Annotated in this window: 27 protein-coding genes; 15 read left to right on the forward strand and 12 right to left on the reverse strand. The window is 56.4% G+C overall.

The features are described from left to right. Nucleotides 1-43: 43 nt before the first annotated feature. From ACR0A1_RS07310 to ACR0A1_RS07325, 4 genes are all read left to right on the forward strand, one after another. Nucleotides 44-724 carry a type 1 glutamine amidotransferase gene (locus ACR0A1_RS07310; RefSeq protein ID WP_170596049.1) on the forward strand — a complete coding sequence of 227 codons (681 nt, stop codon included), beginning with the start codon at nucleotides 44-46 and terminating at the stop codon, nucleotides 722-724. Beyond that, complete coding sequence (locus tag ACR0A1_RS07315) at nucleotides 724-2,082, forward strand: glutamine synthetase family protein (protein WP_170393610.1); 1,359 nt, start codon at nucleotides 724-726, stop codon at nucleotides 2,080-2,082. The genes ACR0A1_RS07310 and ACR0A1_RS07315 overlap by 1 nt, the downstream gene beginning before the upstream one ends. Before the next feature lie 12 nt (nucleotides 2,083-2,094). Continuing rightward, nucleotides 2,095-3,399 (forward strand): NAD(P)/FAD-dependent oxidoreductase, encoded by a 1,305-nt coding sequence (locus tag ACR0A1_RS07320; protein ID WP_170510700.1) that lies wholly within the window; start codon nucleotides 2,095-2,097, stop codon nucleotides 3,397-3,399. A 112-nt stretch (nucleotides 3,400-3,511) separates the two neighbouring features. After that, nucleotides 3,512-4,711, forward strand: a complete 1,200-nt coding sequence (locus ACR0A1_RS07325; protein ID WP_480753727.1) for a DegT/DnrJ/EryC1/StrS family aminotransferase — start codon at nucleotides 3,512-3,514, stop codon at nucleotides 4,709-4,711. Between the two features lie 9 nt (nucleotides 4,712-4,720). On the opposite strand, the gene ACR0A1_RS07330 is transcribed toward ACR0A1_RS07325, so the two are convergent. The 4 genes from ACR0A1_RS07330 to ACR0A1_RS07345 all read right to left on the reverse strand — a co-directional run bounded on the left by ACR0A1_RS07330 (nucleotide 4,721) and on the right by ACR0A1_RS07345 (nucleotide 8,556). Beyond that, nucleotides 4,721-5,476 carry a trypsin-like serine protease gene (locus ACR0A1_RS07330; RefSeq protein WP_170596055.1) on the reverse strand — a complete coding sequence of 252 codons (756 nt, stop codon included), beginning with the start codon at nucleotides 5,474-5,476 and terminating at the stop codon, nucleotides 4,721-4,723. Between the two features lie 8 nt (nucleotides 5,477-5,484). Further along, the gene (gene phaR / locus ACR0A1_RS07335; RefSeq protein WP_170393618.1) at nucleotides 5,485-6,039 is read right to left on the reverse strand and encodes a polyhydroxyalkanoate synthesis repressor PhaR; all 555 of its coding nucleotides are present in this window, start codon (nucleotides 6,037-6,039) and stop codon (nucleotides 5,485-5,487) included. A 135-nt stretch (nucleotides 6,040-6,174) separates the two neighbouring features. Continuing rightward, nucleotides 6,175-6,621 (reverse strand): phasin family protein, encoded by a 447-nt coding sequence (locus ACR0A1_RS07340; RefSeq protein ID WP_029621740.1) that lies wholly within the window; start codon nucleotides 6,619-6,621, stop codon nucleotides 6,175-6,177. Nucleotides 6,622-6,753: 132 nt separating this feature from the next. After that, nucleotides 6,754-8,556 (reverse strand): PHA/PHB synthase family protein, encoded by a 1,803-nt coding sequence (locus ACR0A1_RS07345; protein WP_480866828.1) that lies wholly within the window; start codon nucleotides 8,554-8,556, stop codon nucleotides 6,754-6,756. 111 nt (nucleotides 8,557-8,667) lie between these two features. Here ACR0A1_RS07345 and phaZ point away from each other — a divergent pair, with 111 nt between their 5' ends. Together phaZ and ACR0A1_RS07355 are read left to right on the forward strand one after the other, a co-directional pair. Continuing rightward, nucleotides 8,668-9,939, forward strand: a complete 1,272-nt coding sequence (gene phaZ, locus ACR0A1_RS07350) for a polyhydroxyalkanoate depolymerase (RefSeq protein ID WP_170393624.1) — start codon at nucleotides 8,668-8,670, stop codon at nucleotides 9,937-9,939. Further along, nucleotides 9,936-10,520: a DUF6151 family protein gene (locus ACR0A1_RS07355; protein ID WP_170393626.1), complete on the forward strand. Its 585-nt coding sequence runs from the start codon at nucleotides 9,936-9,938 to the stop codon at nucleotides 10,518-10,520. The genes phaZ and ACR0A1_RS07355 overlap by 4 nt, the downstream gene beginning before the upstream one ends. Here ACR0A1_RS07355 and ACR0A1_RS07360 read toward each other — a convergent pair. The 4 genes from ACR0A1_RS07360 to ACR0A1_RS07375 form a co-directional block, all read right to left on the reverse strand. After that, entirely contained in the window at nucleotides 10,517-11,227 is a 711-nt protein-coding gene (locus ACR0A1_RS07360) for an alpha/beta fold hydrolase (protein ID WP_170421006.1), read from the reverse strand. The genes ACR0A1_RS07355 and ACR0A1_RS07360 overlap by 4 nt on opposite strands. A gap of 73 nt (nucleotides 11,228-11,300) precedes the next feature. Continuing rightward, nucleotides 11,301-11,915 (reverse strand): hypothetical protein, encoded by a 615-nt coding sequence (locus ACR0A1_RS07365; protein ID WP_223118287.1) that lies wholly within the window; start codon nucleotides 11,913-11,915, stop codon nucleotides 11,301-11,303. A gap of 20 nt (nucleotides 11,916-11,935) precedes the next feature. After that, nucleotides 11,936-12,943, reverse strand: coding sequence for an alpha/beta hydrolase (locus tag ACR0A1_RS07370; RefSeq protein WP_480866830.1), 1,008 nt, complete (start codon nucleotides 12,941-12,943; stop codon nucleotides 11,936-11,938). Next, nucleotides 12,943-13,692, reverse strand: a complete 750-nt coding sequence (locus ACR0A1_RS07375; protein ID WP_170393631.1) for an alpha/beta fold hydrolase — start codon at nucleotides 13,690-13,692, stop codon at nucleotides 12,943-12,945. The genes ACR0A1_RS07370 and ACR0A1_RS07375 overlap by 1 nt, the downstream gene beginning before the upstream one ends. Nucleotides 13,693-13,908: 216 nt before the next feature. Here ACR0A1_RS07375 and thrS point away from each other — a divergent pair, with 216 nt between their 5' ends. The 5 genes from thrS to ACR0A1_RS07400 all read left to right on the forward strand — a co-directional run bounded on the left by thrS (nucleotide 13,909) and on the right by ACR0A1_RS07400 (nucleotide 18,593). Continuing rightward, nucleotides 13,909-15,867: a threonine--tRNA ligase gene (gene thrS / locus ACR0A1_RS07380; protein WP_480866832.1), complete on the forward strand. Its 1,959-nt coding sequence runs from the start codon at nucleotides 13,909-13,911 to the stop codon at nucleotides 15,865-15,867. 221 nt (nucleotides 15,868-16,088) lie between these two features. Beyond that, nucleotides 16,089-16,391, forward strand: a complete 303-nt coding sequence (locus tag ACR0A1_RS07385) for a BufA1 family periplasmic bufferin-type metallophore (protein ID WP_010439128.1) — start codon at nucleotides 16,089-16,091, stop codon at nucleotides 16,389-16,391. A 71-nt stretch (nucleotides 16,392-16,462) separates the two neighbouring features. Next, on the forward strand, nucleotides 16,463-17,320 hold the full coding sequence (gene bufB / locus ACR0A1_RS07390; RefSeq protein ID WP_170393635.1) for an MNIO family bufferin maturase: 858 nt from the start codon (nucleotides 16,463-16,465) through the stop codon (nucleotides 17,318-17,320). Next, complete coding sequence (locus ACR0A1_RS07395) at nucleotides 17,317-18,078, forward strand: HvfC/BufC family peptide modification chaperone (RefSeq protein WP_170393637.1); 762 nt, start codon at nucleotides 17,317-17,319, stop codon at nucleotides 18,076-18,078. The genes bufB and ACR0A1_RS07395 overlap by 4 nt, the downstream gene beginning before the upstream one ends. Further along, nucleotides 18,075-18,593, forward strand: a complete 519-nt coding sequence (locus tag ACR0A1_RS07400; protein WP_170393639.1) for a DoxX family membrane protein — start codon at nucleotides 18,075-18,077, stop codon at nucleotides 18,591-18,593. The genes ACR0A1_RS07395 and ACR0A1_RS07400 overlap by 4 nt, the downstream gene beginning before the upstream one ends. 1 nt (nucleotide 18,594) lies before the next feature. On the opposite strand, the gene ACR0A1_RS07405 is transcribed toward ACR0A1_RS07400, so the two are convergent. Then, nucleotides 18,595-18,963, reverse strand: a complete 369-nt coding sequence (locus ACR0A1_RS07405; protein ID WP_170393641.1) for a hypothetical protein — start codon at nucleotides 18,961-18,963, stop codon at nucleotides 18,595-18,597. A 42-nt stretch (nucleotides 18,964-19,005) separates the two neighbouring features. Further along, nucleotides 19,006-19,323, reverse strand: coding sequence for an arsenate reductase family protein (locus ACR0A1_RS07410; protein WP_170422413.1), 318 nt, complete (start codon nucleotides 19,321-19,323; stop codon nucleotides 19,006-19,008). 214 nt (nucleotides 19,324-19,537) lie between these two features. Between ACR0A1_RS07410 and ACR0A1_RS07415 the strand changes: the two genes are divergently transcribed. Then, nucleotides 19,538-19,744: a cold-shock protein gene (locus ACR0A1_RS07415; protein ID WP_008758035.1), complete on the forward strand. Its 207-nt coding sequence runs from the start codon at nucleotides 19,538-19,540 to the stop codon at nucleotides 19,742-19,744. A 115-nt stretch (nucleotides 19,745-19,859) separates the two neighbouring features. Here the strand turns inward: ACR0A1_RS07415 and thyX are convergent, their stop codons facing one another. Next, nucleotides 19,860-20,771: an FAD-dependent thymidylate synthase gene (gene thyX / locus ACR0A1_RS07420; protein WP_170393643.1), complete on the reverse strand. Its 912-nt coding sequence runs from the start codon at nucleotides 20,769-20,771 to the stop codon at nucleotides 19,860-19,862. A 177-nt stretch (nucleotides 20,772-20,948) separates the two neighbouring features. Here thyX and ACR0A1_RS07425 point away from each other — a divergent pair, with 177 nt between their 5' ends. Genes ACR0A1_RS07425 through ACR0A1_RS07435 form a run of 3 tightly spaced genes read left to right on the forward strand, consistent with a single transcriptional unit; the run spans nucleotide 20,949 to nucleotide 22,845 of the window. Next, nucleotides 20,949-21,377: a VOC family protein gene (locus tag ACR0A1_RS07425; protein WP_170393645.1), complete on the forward strand. Its 429-nt coding sequence runs from the start codon at nucleotides 20,949-20,951 to the stop codon at nucleotides 21,375-21,377. Next, the gene (locus tag ACR0A1_RS07430) at nucleotides 21,374-22,078 is read left to right on the forward strand and encodes a DUF1194 domain-containing protein (protein WP_170511139.1); all 705 of its coding nucleotides are present in this window, start codon (nucleotides 21,374-21,376) and stop codon (nucleotides 22,076-22,078) included. The genes ACR0A1_RS07425 and ACR0A1_RS07430 overlap by 4 nt, the downstream gene beginning before the upstream one ends. Beyond that, complete coding sequence (locus ACR0A1_RS07435; RefSeq protein WP_480866836.1) at nucleotides 22,075-22,845, forward strand: DUF1194 domain-containing protein; 771 nt, start codon at nucleotides 22,075-22,077, stop codon at nucleotides 22,843-22,845. Before ACR0A1_RS07430 ends, ACR0A1_RS07435 begins: the two co-directional genes overlap by 4 nt. On the opposite strand, the gene ACR0A1_RS07440 is transcribed toward ACR0A1_RS07435, so the two are convergent. After that, the gene (locus ACR0A1_RS07440; RefSeq protein WP_170393651.1) at nucleotides 22,792-23,289 is read right to left on the reverse strand and encodes a MarR family winged helix-turn-helix transcriptional regulator; all 498 of its coding nucleotides are present in this window, start codon (nucleotides 23,287-23,289) and stop codon (nucleotides 22,792-22,794) included. The genes ACR0A1_RS07435 and ACR0A1_RS07440 overlap by 54 nt on opposite strands. Nucleotides 23,290-23,309: the final 20 nt, after the last annotated feature.

Below are 23,309 nucleotides of genomic sequence, written 5' to 3' on the forward strand. Positions count from 1 at the left end.
CGCTTCGCTCCGTTAGAATAAATTTGATCAAATTTGGTGAACTATGAAAATCGGCATCCTTGTAACCGGCCACCCACCCGATGAATTGCATGAACAATTCGGGGAATATGATGGCATGTTTCGCGCATTACTGGGTGGGAACGGCTTTGAATTCCAAACATACGCAGTGGTCGATGGTGAGTTTCCGGAAGACGCGCATCAGGCCGACGGGTGGATCATCACCGGATCTCGTCATGGCGCATACGAAGATCACGCTTGGATTCCCCCGCTTGAACAGCTGATCCGGGATATTCAGAAGACAGGAAACCCCTTGATTGGTGTTTGCTTTGGCCATCAAATCATCGCACAAGCGCTTGGTGGAAAAGTGGAAAAGTTTGACGGTGGCTGGGCCGTAGGACGCACGGAATACAGCTTTGGCGATCAGACCGTCACCTTGAATGCTTGGCATCAGGATCAAGTGACCAAACTGCCCGCAGGTGCGGTGGTCACCGGTACGAATGACTTTTGCCAAAACGCCATGGTCACCTATGGCGATACGATCTGGACCGTGCAGGCCCATCCTGAATATGGAAATGACTTCATACAGGGCTTGATGGAGACCCGAGGCAAAGGCGTGGTTCCCGATGCGTTGATGCAGGCGGCAGCGAACCGGAAAGATGCCCCGGATGATAATGCCAAAATCGGACACCACATGGCAGAGTTCCTAAAGAAAGCGAGGGCCTGATGGCCGACTGGACAGATCAGCTGCCTGAGGCGGCGCGCACCTACTTTGAAGGCAAACGGCTGGATGAGGTTGAATGCATCATCTCTGACCTGCCCGGCATCGCCCGCGGCAAGGCGGTCCCGGCGTCAAAGTTTGCCAAGCAATCCTATTTTCACCTACCCGACAGCATTTTCTACCAGACCATCACAGGGGATTGGGGCGAAGCTGCAGGTGAGGACGGTTTCATTGAGCGGGACATGATCCTGAAACCCGACTTCTCAACTGCGTCGGCCGCTCCTTGGACGGGCGACTGGACCTTGCAGGTGATTCACGACGCGTTCGACCGAGATGGCGAGCCGATCCCTTTCAGCCCCCGCAATGTGCTCAAACGCGTTGTGAAGATGTATCACGACAAAGGTTGGAAGCCGGTTGTCGCCCCCGAGATGGAATTTTTTCTTGTCGCGCCGAATGTAGATCCCGCGCAAGGGATCAAGCCGATGATGGGCCGCTCGGGCCGACCTGCGGCGGCGCGGCAGGCTTACTCGATGACAGCGGTCGATGAATTCGGGCCGGTGATCGACGACATCTACGACTTTGCCGAGTTTCAGGGGTTTGAGATCGACGGGATCACGCAAGAAGGCGGTGCCGGACAACTAGAGATCAACCTGCGCCATGGCGATCCGGTGAAGCTGGCGGACGAAGTATTCTATTTCAAACGCCTGATCCGCGAAGCCGCGCTACGTCACAACTGCTTTGCTACGTTCATGGCAAAACCGATCGAAGATGAGCCGGGCTCGGCCATGCACATCCATCACTCGATCATCGAAAAAGAAACGGGACAGAACATCTTCTCCGGCCCACAAGGTGGCGAGACGGATGCGTTTTATCACTTCATCGCCGGCTTGCAGAACCACCTGCCTGCAGGGCTGGCGGTGATGGCTCCGTATGTGAATTCTTATCGCCGTTACGTCAAAGACCATGCGGCCCCGATTAATCTGGAGTGGGCACGCGACAATCGCACAACTGGCATTCGCGTACCTCTGTCCGGCCCCGAGGCGCGCCGGGTCGAAAACCGCATCGCAGGCATGGACTGCAACCCTTATCTTGGTATCGCATTGTCGTTGGCCTGTGGCTATTTGGGCCTGACTCAGCAAGAACGCCCACGCCGCCAATTCTATGGCGACGCCTATGAAGGCGACGGCGATATCCCTCAGATCATGGGTGAAGCTCTGGATCTGTTTGATGAAGCCACTGCCCTGCACGAAGTTCTGGGTCCCGAGTTCGCCCGTGTCTACGGCATCGTCAAACGTGCTGAATACGAAGAGTTCCTGCAGGTCATTTCCCCGTGGGAACGCGAGCATCTGCTGATGAACGTCTAGGGCAAAGACGCGATGAACCTGCTGTATTCTAATGACCGCAAGGCGGAGTACCCGCCAAGCTGGTATGCCGCGACGGCACACGCCTTTGACCGCCACCCGGCGCTTGAAGGCGACCATACCGCAGACGTCTGCATTGTCGGAGGCGGATACACGGGCCTTTCGGCAGCATTGCACCTGGCTGAGGCTGGGTTCGATGTCGTCCTGCTGGAAGCACATCGCGCGGGCTTTGGGGCTTCGGGTCGCAACGGAGGCCAACTGGGCAGCGCGCAGCGTTTGGATCAAGAGGATCTTGAACGGCTTGTCGGCGATGAAGATGCGTTAAAGCTTTGGGATCTGGCCGAAGAAGCCAAGGATCTGGTCAAATCTCTTATCTCAAAACATCAGATCGATTGCGACCTGAAGCCCGGCATTGCGGTTCTGGGCTTTAACAACTCGGAGCGCGCAGAGCTACATGATCACGCGGCGCATCTGTCGGGCAAATACAAATACGACCAAATCGAAACTTTAGATGCCGATGCCGCGCGCGGGCTTTGCCCTTCACCAGCCTATGCGGGTGGGTATCTGGACAATGGTGCCGCGCACCTACACCCGTTGAACTACGCCCTCGGCCTTGCGCGTGCCGCTGTCAGAGCCGGGTTAAGACTGCATGAAGACACCGAAGTTCTTGGCATCGATCAGGGCGCTCGTGTTACTGTACGCACTGAAAAGGGCACGATCACTGCCGATCACGTTATTCTGGCCTGCAACGGATACCTCGGAGATCTGAACCGGCAAGTTGCATCGCGCGTGATGCCCATCAACAATTTCATCGCGGCAACCGAACCTTTGGGCGCTGAAGTGCAAAAAGTTTTGGCCAAAGATATCGCCGTTGCTGACACCAAGTTCGTGATAAACTATTTCCGGCTAAGCGCCGATGGCAGGCTGCTGTTTGGGGGTGGCGAAAGCTATGGTTATCGTTTCCCCGAGGACATCGCCGCAAAAGTCCGCAAGCCGATGACCGAGATTTTCCCGCATCTGCGTGACGTCAAAATCGACTACGCATGGGGCGGAACGCTGGGCATCACCATGCGGCGCATGCCCTATTTGACCCGGGTTGCGCCAAATATCCTGTCCGCCTCGGGTTATTCTGGCCACGGCGTCGGCACCGCGACCCATGCGGGGCAACTCATGGCGTTGGCGATCCAGGGGCAGGCTGAGGGGTTCGATACCATGGCCCGCGTTCCTGCAGTGCCCTTCCCGGGTGGTCCTGCTTTGCGGACGCCGTTGCTGATACTGGCCATGACTTGGTATGCGCTGCGTGACAGGCTGGGTATCTGAACACATTCTTTACGACGAATTGGTGAAATCTCGCTGACGATGCGAATTGGGACTTGGCTTGCCTGCATATCGAATTTATATTTCCCAAAGATAAAATTCGGGAAATCCAAATATGACGCTTGTACCCAACGTTCATGAAGCCGAACCCATCCCCACAGCCGCCCGAGACGCAATCGACGCCCTGATGAAGTCAGGCGATCTGTTTCGCTATACCGCACCTCAGGATGCGCCCGTTGCTCTCCTGGAGGCAGAGTTTGCCGAACTGCTCGGCACAAAATACGCGCTGGCGGTCTCTTCCTGTTCTGCCGCGCTGTTTTTGTCGCTCAAGGCGCTTGGGTTGCCCCGCGATGCGCGGGTTCTGATCCCCGGATTTACCTTTGCCGCCGTGCCGTCATCGATTGTTCACGCGGATTGCATTCCGGTTCTGTGCGAAGTCGGGGACAATTATCGCGTCGATATGGCCGATTTCACGGCCAAGCTGGACAGCGTGCAGGCAGTGATCATCAGCCATATGCGCGGCCATACCTCGGACATGGACGCGATCATGGAGCTGTGCGAAGCGCGCGATATCCCGGTGATCGAAGACGCCGCCCACTCATTGGGCACAACCTGGCATGGGCGCAATATTGGCACCATCGGTAAGGTCGGCTGCTTCTCGTTCCAGTCCTATAAAATGATCAACGCAGGCGAAGGTGGCATTCTGGTCAGCGACGATGCGGATCTTGTGGCGCGGGCTGTCATCATGTCGGGCGCATACGAGCACAACTGGAAAAAGCACTCTGGCTCACCAGAGCTGGAGCAGGCCTTTGCCAAATGGCAGAACCAGTTGCCACTGTATAACCTGCGCATGAGCAACCTCAGCGCTGCAGTCATTCGTCCGCAAATTCCCGAATTGGCACGCCGTGTCCGCGACGGGCTGGCAAACCATGACTATGTGGCTGATCGTCTGAACACATCGCCCTACATCGATGTCCCTGCCCCTCTGACACCCGAGCAGCGCGCACCGGATTCGATCCAATTCAATCTGGTTGACCTCAGCGACGATGAAATCCGCGCCTTTGCCGCCGCAGCCGAGGCACGCGGTGTCAAGGTGCAGGTCTTTGGACTGAGTCAGGATAACGCTCGTGCCTTCTGGAACTGGCAGTTCCTACCCGAACAGTTCGACCTGCCACAGACCCGTGCGATGCTGATGAAGGCCTGCGATGTACGTCTGCCCGTGCGTTTGACGCGCGATGAACTGGACGTAATCTCGGACATCCTGCTGGCTTCTGTTGGCGAGGTTGTTGGCCCGGTGCCAGTCTACGGGACCTGATCGTCAGTACTATTGCAGATCAAGGTCATGAACTGAAAGTAACAATGCGTCGATCCCGTCAGGGGTTGGCGCGACGCGCGACAAAATCCCGGCAACGGCAAGCCCGGTTTCTGTTTGCATCAGAAACGGCGCACCGGAATCCCCCATCATGACGGGGCAGATCGCGCGCATCAGCCCTTGGCCGGCCTGTGCGGCATTACAGCTATCGGTGCGACTGAGCACGTGAGGCCGCAATCCGGGATAGCCCGCGAACGAGCCCATCTGCGGGACAGTCCGGGAAATATCGAAAAAACCAACCTGCTCTCCAATTGGCTCGGACAACTCCAAAACGGCCCAATCCAGATCGGCGCGATTGTTGAATACACCGTCGCGCCCCTGTTCCGAATCCAGCCGATAGGCCAATACATTGGACACGGCGGCAGCCTCGCCGCGCTGATACCCTGCGGCAAACCGGATACTGGCCGGAGGAATCCAGCGGTTGCGCGCGCTGTTGTACAAGCAATGTGCCGCGGTCAAAACCAGCCGCTCAGACACCAGCACGCCGGTACAATGGGACCGCTGGCTGCGGCTGGCAAAATTGACCCGGCCAATGGCGCGCCAGGGCGGGGTCGTTGCATCCAGAATTTCGCGCGCGCGAATCTCATCGCAGCCCGCAGCCGTATCCCGACCCATTGTGCAGATAGGTTCCCACACGGATGTAAACTGGCCTTGGGCCTGTGCAGTCTGGGCCCAGATCAACGCGCCCAGAACAGACAGCCAGCGCATCGGTCAGGCTAGCTCAGCTTCGATAGTTTTTGTTGCAGCTCGGCAAGTTGCTTTTTGATGTCGTCCAAATCCTCTTTGGGTTCGGGCGATGTTTCTTGTTCATCATCCGGCCCCGACCAGTTCCCCGACAGACCACCGGTCATGGCTTTTAGGAAGGCCTTTTGCTGCGCTTGCATCGCCTCGAATCCCGGCATCTGGGACATCGGGTTCATGGCGCTCATGTTCTCCATCATCTTCGACTGGCTTTCGCGCAGCATCTCGAATGAGCTTTGCAGGAATTGCGGCATCATGCCCCCGCCCGGCACCATGTAGCTGCGCACCAGATCGTTCAGCACATTAATCGGCAAAACATTTTCGCCGCGGCTTTCGTGTTCGGCAATGATTTGAAGCAGATACTGACGGGTCAGGTCATCACCGGTTTTCAGGTCGATGATCTGAACCTCGCGGCCATCGCGTATGAAACCGGCTATATCTTCAAGCGTCACGTAGTCGCTGGTCTCGGTGTTATACAGCCGACGGCTGGCATAGCGCTTGATCAGCAGCGGTTTGTCTTGTTCCGACACCCTGTACCCTCCCCAAGGATGATGCGTTGCAGCAGAGGTTATGCGACTGCAGAACAAAAAGAAAGGGCAGGTCAAGCGACCTGCCCGAAGCGATTACACCATTTGGGAGGAATGGGTGCTATATCGCAGCCTTACTTACTTGGCGGTTGCTGCTTTCTTTGCGGCAGCGGTCACCTCGTTGGTGGCTTTTTTGACGGCTGCGGTTGCATCTTCTGCAGCGTCTTTGCCAGCCGCCATCAGCAGCTCAACGGTTTCGGTCTGAACTTTTTTCGCGATTTCAGCGAAAGCAGCCAGGTTTTCAGCGGCAACTTCAGCCGACGCGCTTGCGAAGTCGGTTGCAGCTTTTGCGTAATCCGCAGGCTCGGTTTTTGCTTTCGACATCTCGGTCAGTTTGGCCAGGGTTTCTTTGGTCCATTTGTTCGAGATTTCAGCCGATTTCTCAGCTGCGTCCAGAGCAACACCCGACAGCTTTTCGTTCAGAGAAGCGGTCGATTTGAATGCGTCTTCCAGAGCGGTTGTGTCAACCGGGAACGCGCCCATCATGTCTTTCAGGGTCGCGGTAAAGTCTTGGGTCTTTGCCATTGTCCTAAATCCTTCTAGCCGTTCCGGGCCCACCCCGGTTCTCATCAGCTTGAAGGTAATATGATTGCTGCATCGCAGCATTGCAAGTTTTTTCTTGCTGCAATGCAGAAATTTTTGAGTTTCAAAATGATATCAGCGGTTTGCCTTGACCAAAACATAGGTACCCGGAGCCGGGCAAAGGCGTGGATGATCCGAATCGCCGGTATCGCGCGCGGGAACCTGCTTGCCTGATCGCTTCTTTAACCACGCTTCCCACATCGGCCACCACGAACCTTCGTGGAAGTCAGCCTCTTTCAGCCATGTATCGGCATCACACTTCAGCTCAGGATTGGTGTAATGGCCATATTTTTTCTTACTGGGCGGATTTACGATGCCCGCGATGTGGCCGGACTCAGACACCACAAAGGTCTTCGACTTCGCGCCCATCTGCTGCACCCCGCGATAGCAATCCTTCCATGCGGCAATATGATCCGTCTCGCAGGTGATCGCCATCAAAGGCACATCGACATCCTTGATATGCAGCTTATGGCCAAGCAATTCGAACCCGTCGTTGACGAAATCGTTGCTCTGACACAAACCGCGCAGATACTGGATCGCCATCCGACCTGGCAGGTTGGCCCCGTCGCCGTTCCAGTACAACAGGTCAAACGCTGGCGGTGTTTCACCCATCATGTAGCTGCGGATCGCCGGCGTATAGATGAGATCTCTGGATCGCAGGAAAGACATCGTTCGCCCGATGATCCATGCCTTTAGAATACCATCCTTCGAGACCTGTTCTTCGATGCCATCTACAAAGTCATTTTGCAGGAACGGCGTGAACTCCCCCTGCTCACCAAAGTCTGTCAGGGTGGTGAAGAAAGTGGCAGATTTGATCGACTTGTCGCCGCGCTGCTTCATCAGCGAAAGCGACAGGCTCAGCGTCGTACCGGCGATGCAGTAACCCACTGCGTTGACCTGCTTGACCTTGCAGATTTTCTTCGCCTCTTCGATGGCGGTCAGGAACCCTTCCTGAATATAGTCCTCCATCCCAATATCGGCGTGTGAACTATCGGCATTCACCCAGCTGACCACAAACAGGGTATAGCCCTGCTCGGTCACCCATTTAATCAGGCTGTTCTGAGCCTTCAGGTCCAAGATATAGAACTTGTTGATCCATGGCGGGAACAGAACGATCGGCGTTTCGTGCACCGTCTCGGTCACCGGTTTATACTGGATCAGTTCCATCATTCGGTTGCGATAGACGACGTCGCCGGGTGTAGTTGCGATATTCCCGCCAATCTCAAAGGCACTTTCGTCAGCCAGCCTGACAACCATTTCGCCGTCATTGGCCTCAAGGTCCGACACGAGGTTCTCCAGCCCCTGTATCAGGGACTGCCCTTCGGTCTCGATGGCCTTTTCCAGCGCATCGGGGTTGGTGGCCAGAAAATTCGTTGGCGCCATCATATCTATGATTTGTTGCGAGAAGTACTGCAGACGCTGTTTATCCTTGGTTTCCAGATCGTCAACCGATGCGACGGCCTGCGCGATCGCTTCGGCATTGGTTTGGTACTGCTGGCGAATGAGGCGAAAGTAGGGGTTGGTTTCCCACATTGGATTGGCAAACCGTTTATCTTTGGCAGCGGCTGGGGGTACATCCCCGTCGCTTTGGGTCATCGCTTTCTGCGCTTCCGCAAAGTTGAGAACCGATTTTCCCCAATACTCAATTTGCTGCTCCAACAGCTTTGTGGGGTTTTGAAACGCTTCAGCCCAATACGCAGTTGCTGCTTTTGCAAAAAGCTCTTGATTCGGGCCATCCAGAGCGGGGGTGTGCGGCGTTTTTCCGGCCATGACCTCGACCAGGCGTTTGGACAGTTCTTCTACTTTGTCCATATTTTCTTTAAGTCGTTCAATATGTTCTTCGGTCAGTTTTGGCGTCTGGTCTTCGGTAGTTGTCATTTTAACAATTCCCCCCTAGTCTCGCTGCTGTGCAGAATAACGTCGTTGGCGTCGGGGGGCAAAGCGGCGAATGGTCCGAATTCTCAGGCTGATACTCAGGAGGCACATTCGATGCGCTACATGATGACCTATGACCTGATGGAAACCATGCGTAACACCAACCAATGGCTTGGTGCAACCGCAAGCGCGATGGCATCCTACCCCCTGTTCTCGATGACACCCAACCCGGCCTTCAACTGGATGGCTGCATGGGGCGAAGTAACCGAGCGCACATTTCAGCGTATGGTCGTCAAGCCTGATTGGGGCATCCGCACCTTTACCTGCGAAGACGGCAAGGACCATCTGGTCGATATCACAACCGTGCTTGAGCGTCCTTTCGGCGACCTGATCCATTTCCGCGTTAATGGACGCACAGAACAGCCACGCAAGGTGCTGCTGGTTGCGCCGATGTCGGGGCATTACGCGACCCTGCTCCGCTCGACCGTCAAAAGCCTGCTTGTCAATTGTGAGGTCTACATTACCGATTGGCATAACGCGCGCGACATTCCCGTGTCCGAAGGCAAGTTCGATGTCGAGGATTACACGCTCTACCTTGTCGATTTTATGAAAGAGCTCGGCCCCGAAACGCATGTTATTGCGGTTTGTCAGCCCGCACCGCTGACTCTGGCCGCAACCGCCTATCTGGCCGAGGTCGAGCCGAAGGCGCAGCCAAGTACCCTGACGCTGATCGGCGGTCCCGTCGACCCCGACGCAACTCCGACCGAAGTTACGGATTTTGGTCGCCGTGTAACGATGGGTCAGTTGGAAGAAACGATGATTCAGCGGGTTGGCTTTAAATACAAGGGCGTAGGCCGGATGGTGTATCCCGGCTTGCTACAACTGGCTTCGTTCATGTCAATGAATGCCGAACGTCACAGCAAGGCGTTCTCGGATCAGATTCAGCGCGTTATTCGTGACGAGGCATCCGACCACGATGCCCATAACCGGTTCTATGACGAATATCTGGCGGTGATGGACATGACTGCCGAGTTCTATCTTTCGACCGTTGAACGTGTCTTCAAAAACCGTGAGATCGCGCGCAACGAGTTCGTTGTAGCCGGCCACAAGGTAGATATCGGCAAGATCACTGATGTGGCTGTGAAATCGGTCGAAGGCACGAATGACGATATCTCAGCCCCTGGGCAATGCATTGCGGCGCTGGATTTATGCACGGGTCTGCCCGACAGCAAAAAGGCCAGCCATGTTGAACCCGGCGCGGGTCACTATGGCATTTTTGCGGGCCGCAGCTGGCGCGACAACATCCGTCCGCTAGTGATTGATTTCATGAATGAAAACAGCCGCAAACCCCGTCGACGAGCCGCCAATAGCAACAAAGTTGCATGAGCCGCGCAGCGGCAGGAGACCTTCCTTTCCGTTGCAATTGCGGCGCCCTTTCGGGGCGCATTACTGAACACGGCGTCGTATCCGGCACTCATGTCGTGTGTTTTTGCCATGACTGCCGCGCGGCTCAGCTGTATTTTGAACAGCCCGACCCTGCACCCGGCCCAGTCGAGGTGTTTCAGATGTCACCGGAAGACATCAAGATCGATGCAGGGGTCGAGCACTTGGCAGCCATGCAACTTAGCCCCAAGGGCATGTTGCGGTGGTGTGCCAGATGCTGCAACGCGCCGCTGGCCACGACGCCGACAACTCCAAAATTTCCGTTCGCGGGTTTTATCGTCAAACGTATTCCCCACCCCAGCAGTTTGGGTCCCATTACTACGCGTGGATTTGTGCCAAGGGCTGACGGCAAGCAGTCTCATGAGAAAATCCGCTATGCCGCTATGGGTCTGCTTAAACGCGTACTAAAATCGCGTCTGTCCGGGAGCTGGAAGAAAACGCCATTCTTTGACTCTGAAACCGGTCGGCCGGTGGTGCAACCAACTGTTCTGACCAAGAACCAGCGCGCGGTTTTCTACGACTAGGTCAGCCGCAGTGGTTTCCGGAGCCAATCCTGCAGCATCGCAATCACGGATTCGGGTGCTTCCAGTGTCGGATAGTGCCCGGCCTCATCAATCACGCGCAACTCTGCATCCGGAATGAGATCAGCCATGAAGGTATTCTTGCGGACCGGATTCTCCGCATCATGGGCACCGCAAATGATCAGCGTGGGCATCCTGATCCGGCGCAGCGTGCCTTGTTGGTCCGGACGGCGTTGCAGGGTTCTTATCTGACGCACAAACACATCCGAGCCCAATTCCTCGGCCATCTGCAACACTTCGTTCAAAATCGGGATGCGTTGCGGACCGGGAGACAACATGTCCGAGCCGATCAGCTTGCGCATCACTTCGTCCAACCTCCCCGCCTGCGCGCCAACGATCAGGTCTTCGCGACTCGCCGCGATATGAGGTGTGTCGGCCTGCGCATCCGTCGCCAGCAAGGCCAGTCGTGTCACCCTCTCAGGTGCTCGCCGCACGATCTCAAGCGCGACGCCACCACCCAGACCAAACCCGCACAAAGCAAACCGGTGCGGCAGTTGATCCAGCAAGCCCGACGCGATCTCTTCGAACCGTTCACCGCCGGTGATTGGTGCGACCATAACTGCACGTTCACGCGACAGCGCGGTGATCTGCGCCTGAAACAACCGTGCATCGCACATCAATCCGGGTAGCAAAACCAACGGCTCGATCACCTCGGTGCCCTCCGCTCGTTGTTATTGTTTTGTTACAGGATGAGAGGTTTGCCAACGGCGGGCAAGCAAAACTTCACGGATAGCTGATCGCCCGAAACGGTGGGAAATCCGCATAGCGTTCCTGCCTTTGGCCCAGCGGTTCATCTGGCTCCGCCCCGGCCCGCAACAAGCAGCCGCGCGGGGCGATGTAGCTGTCGATCCGCCGTACAGGCTTGGGCCGCCAAACCAGATTGAACGCGCATAATTTGGGAAAGAACCAAATCTCGGAATAATCCAGATGGTCATGCATCCACCACGCCAGATCGCGCCAATCGCGCCCCTGCGCATAGCGGTCTGCAAACCACGGAATTACCACCGACGCCCCTGCTACACGTGCGTCACCTTCGCCCCAATCCCAAATGTGGCACTCCAACGGGTTGTCATTGCGGGCACAGTTCAACCTGTTCTCGTTCCCGAACCGGTTCAGTGATCGCGAGCGATAGCCCGAGCGCACCGCGATACGACCAAAGGTTTCTTCCAGCGGATCCAGCAGGGTCTCGCAAAACGCGCGCCCGGTCTCGATCGCAAGATCAGGGTTGTCGGGAATATTTTGCAATGCGTGAAAGTTCCCGATCTCGGTATATAGGAAATCACGCATGAAAAAATGCCGGGATAGTCGCACGCGACCCAACGTCTCAAGGCTCCACATACTGCCCGGTCTACGCATATTCAGCCACCGCCTTGCCTCTGAATCCCCTGCTCTGACAGCCACTCCAATATGCCCGCGACCGCCGCGTCGGTCTGACCCGGTGACATCAGACGCCCCGCGACCACGTGTGAGGCCGGATCATCCCCGGGCCCCATTGTCACCAATGAAACCATCGCCTGACCACCCCAGGTCTTGGCCGCCTCATGCATTTTATCCGGACGCACCACCTGATCATCATCAGAAAACCAGAACAGCGCCGGAACCCGCGCGCCCGAGAAGTCCAGCGCATTGACCGCATCCACAAGGGCAAACATCGGCACGACCGCCTCCCATGGATAAACGGTTGTCCAAAAGATGTTCTTCTCGGGATCAGTGCTTGAGACATCCCGGTCCTGTCCCATCAAAGGCGGCAGCCAATGCCGGGCCCACGGCAAAGATGGCACCCAGGAACCAGCCGAGTTTACGCCAAAGTTCGGCGACACCAAAACCAACGCAGCCACATCAGTGCTCAGTTCCGTGTCCATCGCAGCCGCGGCGGCCAGAGTCGCCCCCGTCGAGGTTGCGATCACAATGACTTGCTCACCAACAGCCCTGGCGGCAGCCAACGCCTCTGCTGTATCCTGCATCCAGCCCGACGCCGTACCTTCGGCCATTGCGTCCCCATCACGGCCATGTCCCTGAAGCCTTGTGTAGACAAGGTTGGCACCCAACGCGTCCGCAACGCGATCAGGTACTGGCCTGATCTCCTCGGACGTGGCGGAAAACCCATGAATGTAGAGCACTGCATAAGCTGTCCGCTGTTCGACAAAACCATCTTGCCAGACCACGCGCTTTTCAACACCTGGCACGATGTCATCATAGGCGGATTCGATGCTTTCAAAGTAAACCTGAACGCCTTCGCCAAATTTGCGCGGATCGAAACGCGGATGCAGGTCCACTGGCTCGCGCGGGCCAAAGGCGTAGATCAACACACCAACCAGCGTCAAACCCACCAGCACCCGCCCCAAAACCCAGCCGAGGCGACGCATCAGGTGCCTTCCAGGACTTCTCGCAGAGCCTGCTCAATCAGCCCGAGGCATCGCTCATCCGAGAACCTGTGATCCGCATCTTTGACCAGCAGCAGTTGCATGTCCGGACCAGTGGCATGATCCAGCAGGCGCACTGCCGTATCGGTCGAGACGGCCGTATCTGCTGTTCCCTGCAGGAGACGCACAGGGAAAGGCAGATCAAGCGAAGCGCGCAAAACCAACCGCTGCCGCCCATCCTCAATCATCCGCTTGGTGATGACGTAGGGCTCCATGTAGTCCGATGGCAGTTCTACATGTCCAACCGTCTCTAGTTCAGATTTTTGCTGGTCCGAAAACGACGCCCAATACCCGTCCTCGGTAAAATCTGGGGCCGCCGCAATTGTCACCATACCTGCGATCCGCTCGGGCATGACACGCGCCAGCAACAGCGCTTGCCAACCGCCCATCGACGATCCCACAACAACCAGCGGACCATCAGTTAACCGAGAAACTGCTGCCAGCGTATCCTCGTGCCAGTCCCCGATACACCCGTCAGTAAAGGCGCCCGAGCTTTCACCGTGCCCCGAATAGTCAAACCGAAGGAACCCCTGCCCGCGCGCGCGAGCCCACGCTTCCAGATGCACCGCCTTGGTGCCCTCCATATCTGATTTCAAGCCACCTAGAAAAACGATGGTCGGCCCGCGCCCATCACTCTTGTGATACGCCAGACGTCGTCCCTGAGCGGTTTCCAGAAATTCTGCCTCTGCCATGCTACCCTCTTTGCTTGTCCGCCCATCATGCATGTCACGCACCTCACTGCAATTGCCCGATCCTTCTTCATCTGGCTAAAAATACCTCGGGGAGTGCGAGGGGCTGGCCCCTCGCTCCTGCCCTTGACACCTGTGTCCCCACCTGCCACATGAGCCGAGCATACATAACCCGCAACCGGGCGTTCAGTGGGCGCCAAACCGACGAGGAGAGCCGATATGGCCCTGGACTCACAGTCAGTCTCCCTTACCTTTCCCGATGGCAGTTCCCGATCCTATGAAGCAGGCGTTACGCCCGCACAGGTCGCCGCCGACATCTCGACCTCGCTGGCAAAAAAAGCCATTTCTGCCACGGTGAACGGACAGCATTGGGACCTGCAATGGCCAATCGAAGCCGACGCGCAAATCGCCATTCACACCATGAAGGACGAGGCGCAAGCCAATGAGCTGATCCGACACGATCTGGCGCATGTCATGGCCCGCGCCGTGCAAGAGATTTGGCCCGCAACCAAGGTCACCATCGGCCCCGTCATCGAAAACGGCTGGTACTATGACTTTGACCGTGAGGAACCGTTTACGCCCGAAGATCTCGGCCTCATCGAGAAAAAGATGAAAGAGATCATCAACAAGCGTGACCCGGTGACCACCGAGGTCTGGGATCGCGATCGCGCAATCGAGTTCTACAAGGCCAATAATGAGCCCTATAAAGTTGAACTGATCGAATCCATCCCGGGTGACGAACCGCTGCGCATGTATTGGCACGGACACTGGCAGGATCTCTGCCGTGGCCCGCACTTGCAGCATACCGGTCAACTGCCGGGCGACGCGTTCAAGCTGATGTCAATCGCCGGGGCTTATTGGCGCGGCGACAGCGACCGCGCAATGCTACAGCGCATCTATGGCGTGGCCTTCACCGGCAAGGAAAAGCTCAAGGCTCATCTGCACATGTTGGAAGAAGCCGCCAAGCGCGACCACCGCAAGCTGGGTCGCGAGATGGATTTGTTCCACATGCAGGAAGAGGCCCCAGGGCAGATTTTCTGGCACCCTAATGGCTGGACCATCTACACTCTTCTGCAAGATTACATGCGTCGGCAACAGCGCAAAGGTGGCTATGTTGAGGTCAACACCCCTCAGGTCGTCGACCGCAAGCTGTGGGTAGCCTCGGGTCATTGGGACAAATACCAAGAGAACATGTTCATCGTCGAAGTGGACGAGGAACATGCACGGGAAAAGGCGGTCAACGCCCTGAAACCGATGAACTGCCCCTGCCACGTGCAGATTTTCAATCAGGGTCTCAAATCCTACCGCGACCTTCCTCTGCGCATGGCCGAGTTCGGATCGTGTAACCGGTACGAACCTTCGGGCGCGCTGCACGGCATCATGCGCGTGCGTGGCTTTACCCAGGATGATGGCCATATCTTCTGCACCGAAGACCAGATCGAATCCGAAACCGCTGAGTTCATTCGGTTCCTGTCCGGGATCTACAAAGACCTCGGGTTTGAGAACTTCTCGGTCAAATTCTCGGATCGGCCGGAAAAACGCTCAGGATCGGACGAGGTCTGGGACAAGGCTGAAGCCGCCCTGCTCAGCGCAACTCGCGCGGCTGGGATAGAGCCGGAACTCAATCCGGGTGAAGGGGCATTCTACGGCCCGAAACTCGAGTTTGTTCTGACCGATGCGATCGGGCGGGATTGGCAATGCGGCACGCATCAGGTGGACTTTGTTCTGCCCGAGCGTTTGGACGCCACGTATATCGGCGCTGATGGTGGCAAACACCGCCCAGTTATGTTGCACCGCGCGACCTTGGGCTCGTTTGAACGTTTCATCGGCATTCTGATCGAAGAACACGCGGGCAAGCTGCCGTTCTGGCTGGCCCCGCGCCAGGTCGTTGTGGCCTCGATCACCTCCGAGGCCGATGAGTATGTGGCCGAAGTGGTCAGCACCCTTCGCGCAGCAGGCATCCGCGCCGAGGCGGATATTCGCAATGAGAAGATCAACTATAAAGTCCGCGAACATTCGGTCGGCAAAGTGCCGATCATTCTGGCCGTTGGTCACCGTGAAGTCGAAGATCGCACGGTCAGTGTCCGTCGCCTTGGCGAAAAACAGACGCGGGTCCAATCGCTTGAGGCTGTAACAAATGAGTTGAGCGTGGCTGCAACGCCCCCCGATCTGCTGTAACATTCGGCAGCAAACCGCTAGAAATCCGGCCCGGTATTTTGGGCCGGATTGAAACAAATATCATTTTTCAATTCAAAAACAATTTGTTAACGTTCAAGGGTGCATGACGACCTTTGACGGGGTTGTGAGACACGGGCTCGTGAATTCAACTGCTGCCCCTGAACCATTACCTTGTCGTTGTCACAAGCAGACATACGCAGTCATTAACAAGGATTACCAAGATGTCGAACACTGCAAAAACACTGGTTATCGCAAGCGCAGTTGCTGCAGCCGTTTCCGGCGCGGCCACAACCGCAACAGCCCAGGCCAAAGAAAAGTGCTATGGCGTTTCTCTGGCAGGTCAGAACGACTGTGCAGCCGGCCCCGGCACAACTTGCGCGGGCACTTCGACCGTCGACTATCAGGGCAACGCATGGACCCTGGTTGACGCAGGCACCTGCGCCGACATCGAGCTGCCTAAAACAGCAGACGGTGCAGATCGCAAAGGCTCGCTTGAGCCGCTGGAGCGTGACCTGCCTGCATAAGGCTTTTCCGAATGAACCAGAAAGGGCGGGCAGGATCGCCCGCCCTTTCCACGTGATCAGGGGATTTGCAAATGTTGGACAATGCGCTCAGATCGAACCGGCTGCCTGCCGCGCCGGGCGTTGGTTACAAGCCACAGCATTTCTCGCAGATTCTTGAGCAGGCCAAGCCTGTGGTGTGGTTGGAAATCCATGCCGAAAACTACATGGGCGACGGCGGCAGACCGCTGGCACAGCTTCGCCACCTGTCCGAACAATTCCCCATTTCAGTGCATGGTGTCGGGCTGTCGATCGGCGGCGAAACGCCACTTGACCCCGATCACCTGGACCGCCTGAAGCATCTTATCGGCTGGTTGAACCCGGCCAGCTTTTCGGAGCATTTGGCCTGGTCAACCCATGACAGCCACTTCCTGAACGATCTACTTCCTCTGCCCTATACTGATGCGACTCTGGCCCGCGTTTGCGACCATATCGATCAGGTGCAAGAGGTGGTCGGGCGGCAAATGCTGTTAGAGAACCCCTCAAGTTATTTGGCCTTCGAGGAAAGCACATGGTCCGAACCTGATTTCTTGCGCGAAATCACCCGGCGCACCGGCTGCGGGCTGTTGCTGGACGTGAACAACGTCTTTGTTTCAGCCACCAATCTGGATTTCTCACCGCAGGGCTATATTGATGCCTACCCGCTGGACCAAGTCGGTGAGATTCACCTGGGCGGGCATGATGAGGACGAGGACGATCATGGGCATCCCTTGCTGATCGACAGCCACGGGCGCGAAGTGGTGGACCCGGTCTGGGCGCTGCTGGACTACGTACTAGACAAATCCGGCCCCAAACCCCTGTTGATTGAATGGGACACCGATGTACCGGACTGGCCGGTGTTACGGGCCGAAGCCGAGCGCGCGCAAAAAGCGCTGGATCGCGTGCCCGCATGAACGTGTCGCAAACGACATTCCACATGGCACTGCTAGATGCCAACAAGCCCATTCCCGACGGGTTGCTAGACGCCGAGGCGCAGCCCGCCGGTCGTCGCTTCAGCGTCTATCGCAACAACGTCGCCGTCTCGCTGACCGAGGCGTTGCATCAGGCCTTCCCGGTGATCACAAAACTGCTGGGACCCCAGAATATGGACGGGCTGGCTGGAATATTCTTGCGCCAGCACCCGCCGTCTTCACCCCTGATGATGTTTTATGGCGAGGAATTCCCAAAATTTCTGGAAGGAATGGAGCAGTTGTCGCATCTGGGCTACCTGCCAGATGTTGCCCGTCTGGAACTGGCGCTGCGTAGGGCTTACCACGCCGCTGATCGACAACCCATAGATGCCGAAGCGCTCAGCTTGCCACCGGAAGATTTGATGCAAGCCAAACTGACCCTCGCGCCGTCGGTGCAGGTGTTGCGTTCAAGCTGGCCCATACATGCGATCTGGCAATTTAACACCGAAGAAGGCGCGCCGAAACCCGAAGCGGGCGCTCAAGATACTTTGATCATGCGTCCCGAATACGACCCTGCCCCACACCCATTGCCACCCGGTGGTGCGGCATGGATCGCGCTGATTCAAGATGGCAAATCCATCGGTGAGGCATTTGAATCCACCATGGCCGAAACACCCGAATTTGATCTTGGAACCACTCTGGCACTGCTTTTGCAGGGCGGTGCAATAACTTCTGTGACTATCGAAAGGCTGGACACATGACTGCCCTGATCTCAACTTACAATAATGCGATGGAAAAAGCGGATCACGCGTCCGGTTGGCTGACACCAACCCTGGCTCGGGTGGTCTTTATCGCCGTGTTGTTCGTCTACTACTGGAACTCGGCCACGCTGAAAATCGACGGCTCAATCTTTTCGCCATCGGCCGGAGCCTTCGGTCAGATCTTTCCCAAAGCTGCAGAGGCGGTGCTGTATGATGTGACTCAGATGACCTTTTTCCAGCGGGTCGTCATCTTCTTTGGCACAGTGGCCGAATTTGTCCTGCCTGTGCTTTTGCTGGTCGGCCTGCTGACGCGCCTTGCCGCGCTTGGCATGATCGGATTTGTCTGGGTTCAAACACTGACCGATGTCACCGGGCATGGTATCAAACTGGGCGGCTTGTTCGACAACGCAATTACGTTGATGGATCAGCGCGTGATGTGGACATTCCTGCTGCTGGTGATTGTGATCAACGGCGCGGGTCCGCTGTCTCTGGATCGGTTATTACGCCTGAAGTGACCTAGAAATGTGCCTTGGGCTCGTCCGGTTTTCCTGCGGCGAGCCCGAGCAACCCTGCTACGCCTGCAAAGGCAATCGGGAACATGGTGAAAACACCAAAGCCAAAGGCGTAGTACATCCCAGCGGCAGAAATCAGCAGCAAAATGCCTGCAATCAGAGCCCGCGAATGGGCCATCGCCCCGCCAACGATTGCCAACAAAGGCGCCACGATCGAAGCCGTCTGGATCAACTCGGGGTTCTCTACCTGCTCGGCAATGCCTTCGATCTCACCAAACTGGTCGATCAGTTCCACAAAGCCGTAGCCAAAAAAACCGACGATCATCCCGATCAGCCCGGCAATGACGCCTAAAATCATGGCAGCGTTTCGCATTCACAGGTCTCCGCTTGTTGCCCGTGTCACATAAGCAGTTCTTCAGGCAACACCAAGGGCCTGACGGGTTTCAGGCGTCCAGCCCAGATACATCTGACCATTGGATACTATCAATGGGCGTTTCATCAGGGTCGGATGATCAGCCAACAGCGCGAGCACCGGTCGATTGCGTGTGTCATCATCCAATCCCCGCCAGGTTGTTGATCGCGTATTGAGCAAGGCTTTGCCGAAAGTCTCGTACGCCTCGGACAGCACATTTTCGGGAACCCCTTGCGCGCGGACATCAACGAAAACCGCATCTGGAAGCAGTTTCAATGCCTTACGGCACGTATCGCAAGTTTTTAACCCATATAGCTGCATCATCTAACTAATCCTGTAATCGCTGCAAATTTAGACAAACCCATCAGGCTGCCCCAGTTATTCTTGATTTTTTACTTCACCGTGTAATGTTGAAAAAGGCGAAACACGCGACCCGGGCTGTATCGTGAGGGCGAACAGTGACGTGTGGCGGTTTTGCCAGCCAAGGCCCCCACCAATTTGTGGGACAACTTGTAAGTAGAAGGAGACACGGGAAATGCCAACCGGCACCGTGAAATGGTTTAATACAACCAAAGGCTATGGTTTTATTGCGCCCGACGAAGGGGGCAAAGATGTGTTTGTTCATATCTCGGCCGTAGAACGATCCGGTCTGACCGGACTCGCTGACAATCAGAAAGTCTCGTACGAGTTGCAGGACGGACGTGACGGCCGCCAAATGGCTGCTGATTTGAAGCCGCTGTAAGGCACAGCCCGCCCCGGCGGGAAAGACAAAAGAAGGTTGACGGCCAATTTCAGGCCGTTAACCGCAAACCCTAGTGAACGCGCCCACCTTGGGACGTGCTCAGTTTTCTGTTGAATCAACCCTCTCGGATAACAGCCTCAAACTCACGCCATTCCCGTGCGGTCATGCCTGAGTTTTCCTGAGTGACATCTTCACCGCTGAGCATCCGACGCAAGCAGGTCACCATCTGCGCCGAGAGGTTGACTGCGCCAAGCCGGTAGTCCTCAAACGCGCGGTAGGCAAACGGTACCCAGTCGGCGACAATCTTGCACATGGTGTCTGCGTAAACGCGGATTTCGTACTGCGCGTGCGGGTCGGCACGCAGACGCAAGAAGTGGAACAAGTTGTGCAAGTCCACCTTCCAATACCATTGCGTATAAATGTTGGCTGGAAGGTTCATCCGCGCCAGTTCACGCGCAAGCCCTTGCTGGCCGTCCTGACCGATCATCGCCTCGTAGTTGTCATAGCAGCGCGCACTGTCCGCTTTCAGTATCTCCAACACGCGCGCGGCCTCTTCGCCTTGCAATGTGTCTCCACGGCCCTGATTGTTAACCTCGGATTGCGCGGCGACATGTTCGGGTGCCGGGATATAGAACTCTCGATCCAGTATCGAATACCGCGCCGAATATTCGTTCACATTCGCCGTGCGGTGGCGGATCCACTGGCGGGCTACGAATACGGGCAGTTTGACGTGCAACTTGATCTCGCACATTTCAAACGGGGTCGAATGCCAGTGGCGCATCAGATAGCGGATCAGACCTTCATCATTTTGCACCGATTTGGTGCCTTTGCCGTAGGAAACACGCGCGGCCTGACAGATCGCTGCATCGTCGCCCATATAGTCGATAACGCGGACAAACCCGTGATCCAGAACCTGATGCGCCGTGTACAGATGATCTTCCATACCTTCGGCAACGACGCGGCGGGTCGGGCTCGACTGTGCGCGCTGAGCTTCGATCTCGGCCAGTTGGTCGGCAGACAGAGGCATGAAATTATCCTTTCCAGCAATGAGTCGCCGACCACTATATATCGGCAAGCTTGCCATCGGAACCGCGATATGTGCGGCGCATTGCGCTAAATCGGAATTGTGTCCGGCCAGCCCCTCGACATGGGATGAAGGCGCGCTAAGCTGCTTGGCATCACAACCAATGCAAGGAAAGTCGCGATGGGGCTGACATATCTCCACACCATGGTCCGCGTGAAGGATCTTGAGAAATCCATAGCGTTTTATGAACTATTGGGCCTGAAGGAAACGCGTCGTTATGAAAGCGAGGCTGCGCGGTTCACACTGGTATTCCTCGCCCCACCGGGACAAGAGGACGCGCCCATTGAACTTACATACAACTGGGATGGCGACGACGCATTGCCAAGCGACAGCCGCCATTTCGGGCACCTCGCCTATGGCGTCGACAACATTTACGAGACTTGCCAGCATCTTCAGGACAATGGCGTCGTGATCAACCGCCCGCCACGCGACGGGCGTATGGCGTTCGTTCGCTCGCCCGACAATGTCTCGATCGAGTTGCTGCAAAATGGTGAAGCGTTAGCCCCGGCAGAGCCTTGGTCTAGCATGGAAAGCACCGGCCACTGGTGATCCGCTGGCTGGGAGCACTGGGGCTGGCTGTCACGGGCAGCCCACTTTGGGCCGAGACCTGCCGCCTGGCGCTGGCGCTGGCGATGGACATCTCGACCTCGGTGGACGCGACCGAGGATGCGCTGCAACGACAGGGGCTGGCCAACGCATTGATTGCGCCCGAGGTGCAGGAGGCTTTCTTCCTTTCACCTCAACCGGTTGCATTAGCCGTCTATGAATGGTCCGGCAGTTTCAACCAGACATTGCTTTTGGATTGGACGATAATCGATACTCGGGCCAATTTGATCTCCGCCGCGCATCGGATCGGCACATCGAAGCGATCGGAAGACGAGTTTCCAACTGCAATGGGTCACGCGCTGGCGTATGGGGCAACCCTGCTGGCGAGCGCCCCGAATTGTCTGTTCCAAACCATTGATATCTCGGGCGATGGCAAGAATAACGATGGCTACGGGCCACAGATCGCCTACAAGCACTTTCCATTCGAAAACACGACCGTGAATGGTCTGGTGATCAATGCAGCTGATTTCGAAGGAGAAATCGACTTGATCCCGTTCTTTCAGAAAAATGTACTTCACGGACCCGGTGCTTTTCTTGAGATCGCCGCCGGGTTCGAAGATTTTGAGCGTGCCATGCGTCGCAAACTGGAACGGGAATTGAAAGGATTGGAACTTAGTGCGTTGCAACCGGATAATGCGAAATGATCCGCCTGTGTGCGACACTTCTTTGCCTGCTGGCCAACCCGCTTTCAGCGCAATGTCGACAGGCTTTGGCGTTGGGAATGGATGTCTCTGGTTCGGTCGACAGTCGTGAGTACAGGTTGCAACTTAGTGGCCTTGCGGCGGCGTTGCGCCATCCCGAGGTGGTTCAACTGATCCTTTCAAACCCGTCTACCTTTATTCGGATCGCTATCTACGAATGGAGCGAACCTGGCCACCAACGCCTCTTGCTTGGTTGGACAGATGTTCGCTCGACTGCTGATCTGCGTCGAATTCAGCAACATTTAGAAAGCACAACACGCTCATCAGCGCCGCAGGGAACGGCGGTCGGGTCGGCCATGTTGTACGGTGCTGAGATGTTGGAGAGCCAAAGCGATTGCTGGCGGCGAACACTGGATCTGTCCGGTGATGGTAAGCACAATCTCGGACATCACCCGCGGGACATAAAAGCCACTCTGCAAAACACTGATATTACAATCAATGCCCTTGTAATCGGTATCGACGACCACAATCCAGGAGACACCCGCCAGGTAGAAATTGGGGAGCTATCTGCTTATTACCACGCGTGGGTCATCCGAGGCCCCGATGCTTTCGTCGAAGTCGCCCTTGGCTTCGAAGCCTATGAAGATGCGATGACACGTAAACTGATCCGTGAGCTTGAAGGTCTGTCGCTCTCCCAAACTCAGCCATCAAAGCTATCAGTAGATATACCGAATCTGATCGGTCCAATATCGTTCGACCCGACGCAGTGAACCGGTGATCTCTTCAATCCCATCGGTCCCGATCACGCCGCGGTTTTGCAGCCCTTCTGCATGGCGGGCGAACAGGTCTGACACGATATCGCGAATCTCACGCCCACGCGGCGTCAGGCGTACCCGTACCGAGCGGCGGTCAATCTCGCATCGTTGATGGTGCATATAGCCCATCTCGACCAGTTTCTTAAGATTGTAGCTGACATTGCTGCCTTGATAGTAACCACGGCTCTTCAACTCTCCGGCGGTTACTTCATGGTCGCCTATGTTGAACAACAGCAGGGCCTGCACCGCGTTGATCTCAAGTACGCCGACACGCTCGAATTCATCCTTGATGACGTCCAGAAGCAAGCGATGCAGACGCTCGACCAGCGCCAACGCCTCAAGATAGCTCGTCATGAACCCCTTGGTCCCGGGCGCGGTGACCTGTAACTCCATACTCATTCAATCCTCCGATTCATCGC

Source organism: Ruegeria sp. D6 (assembly GCF_056534365.1).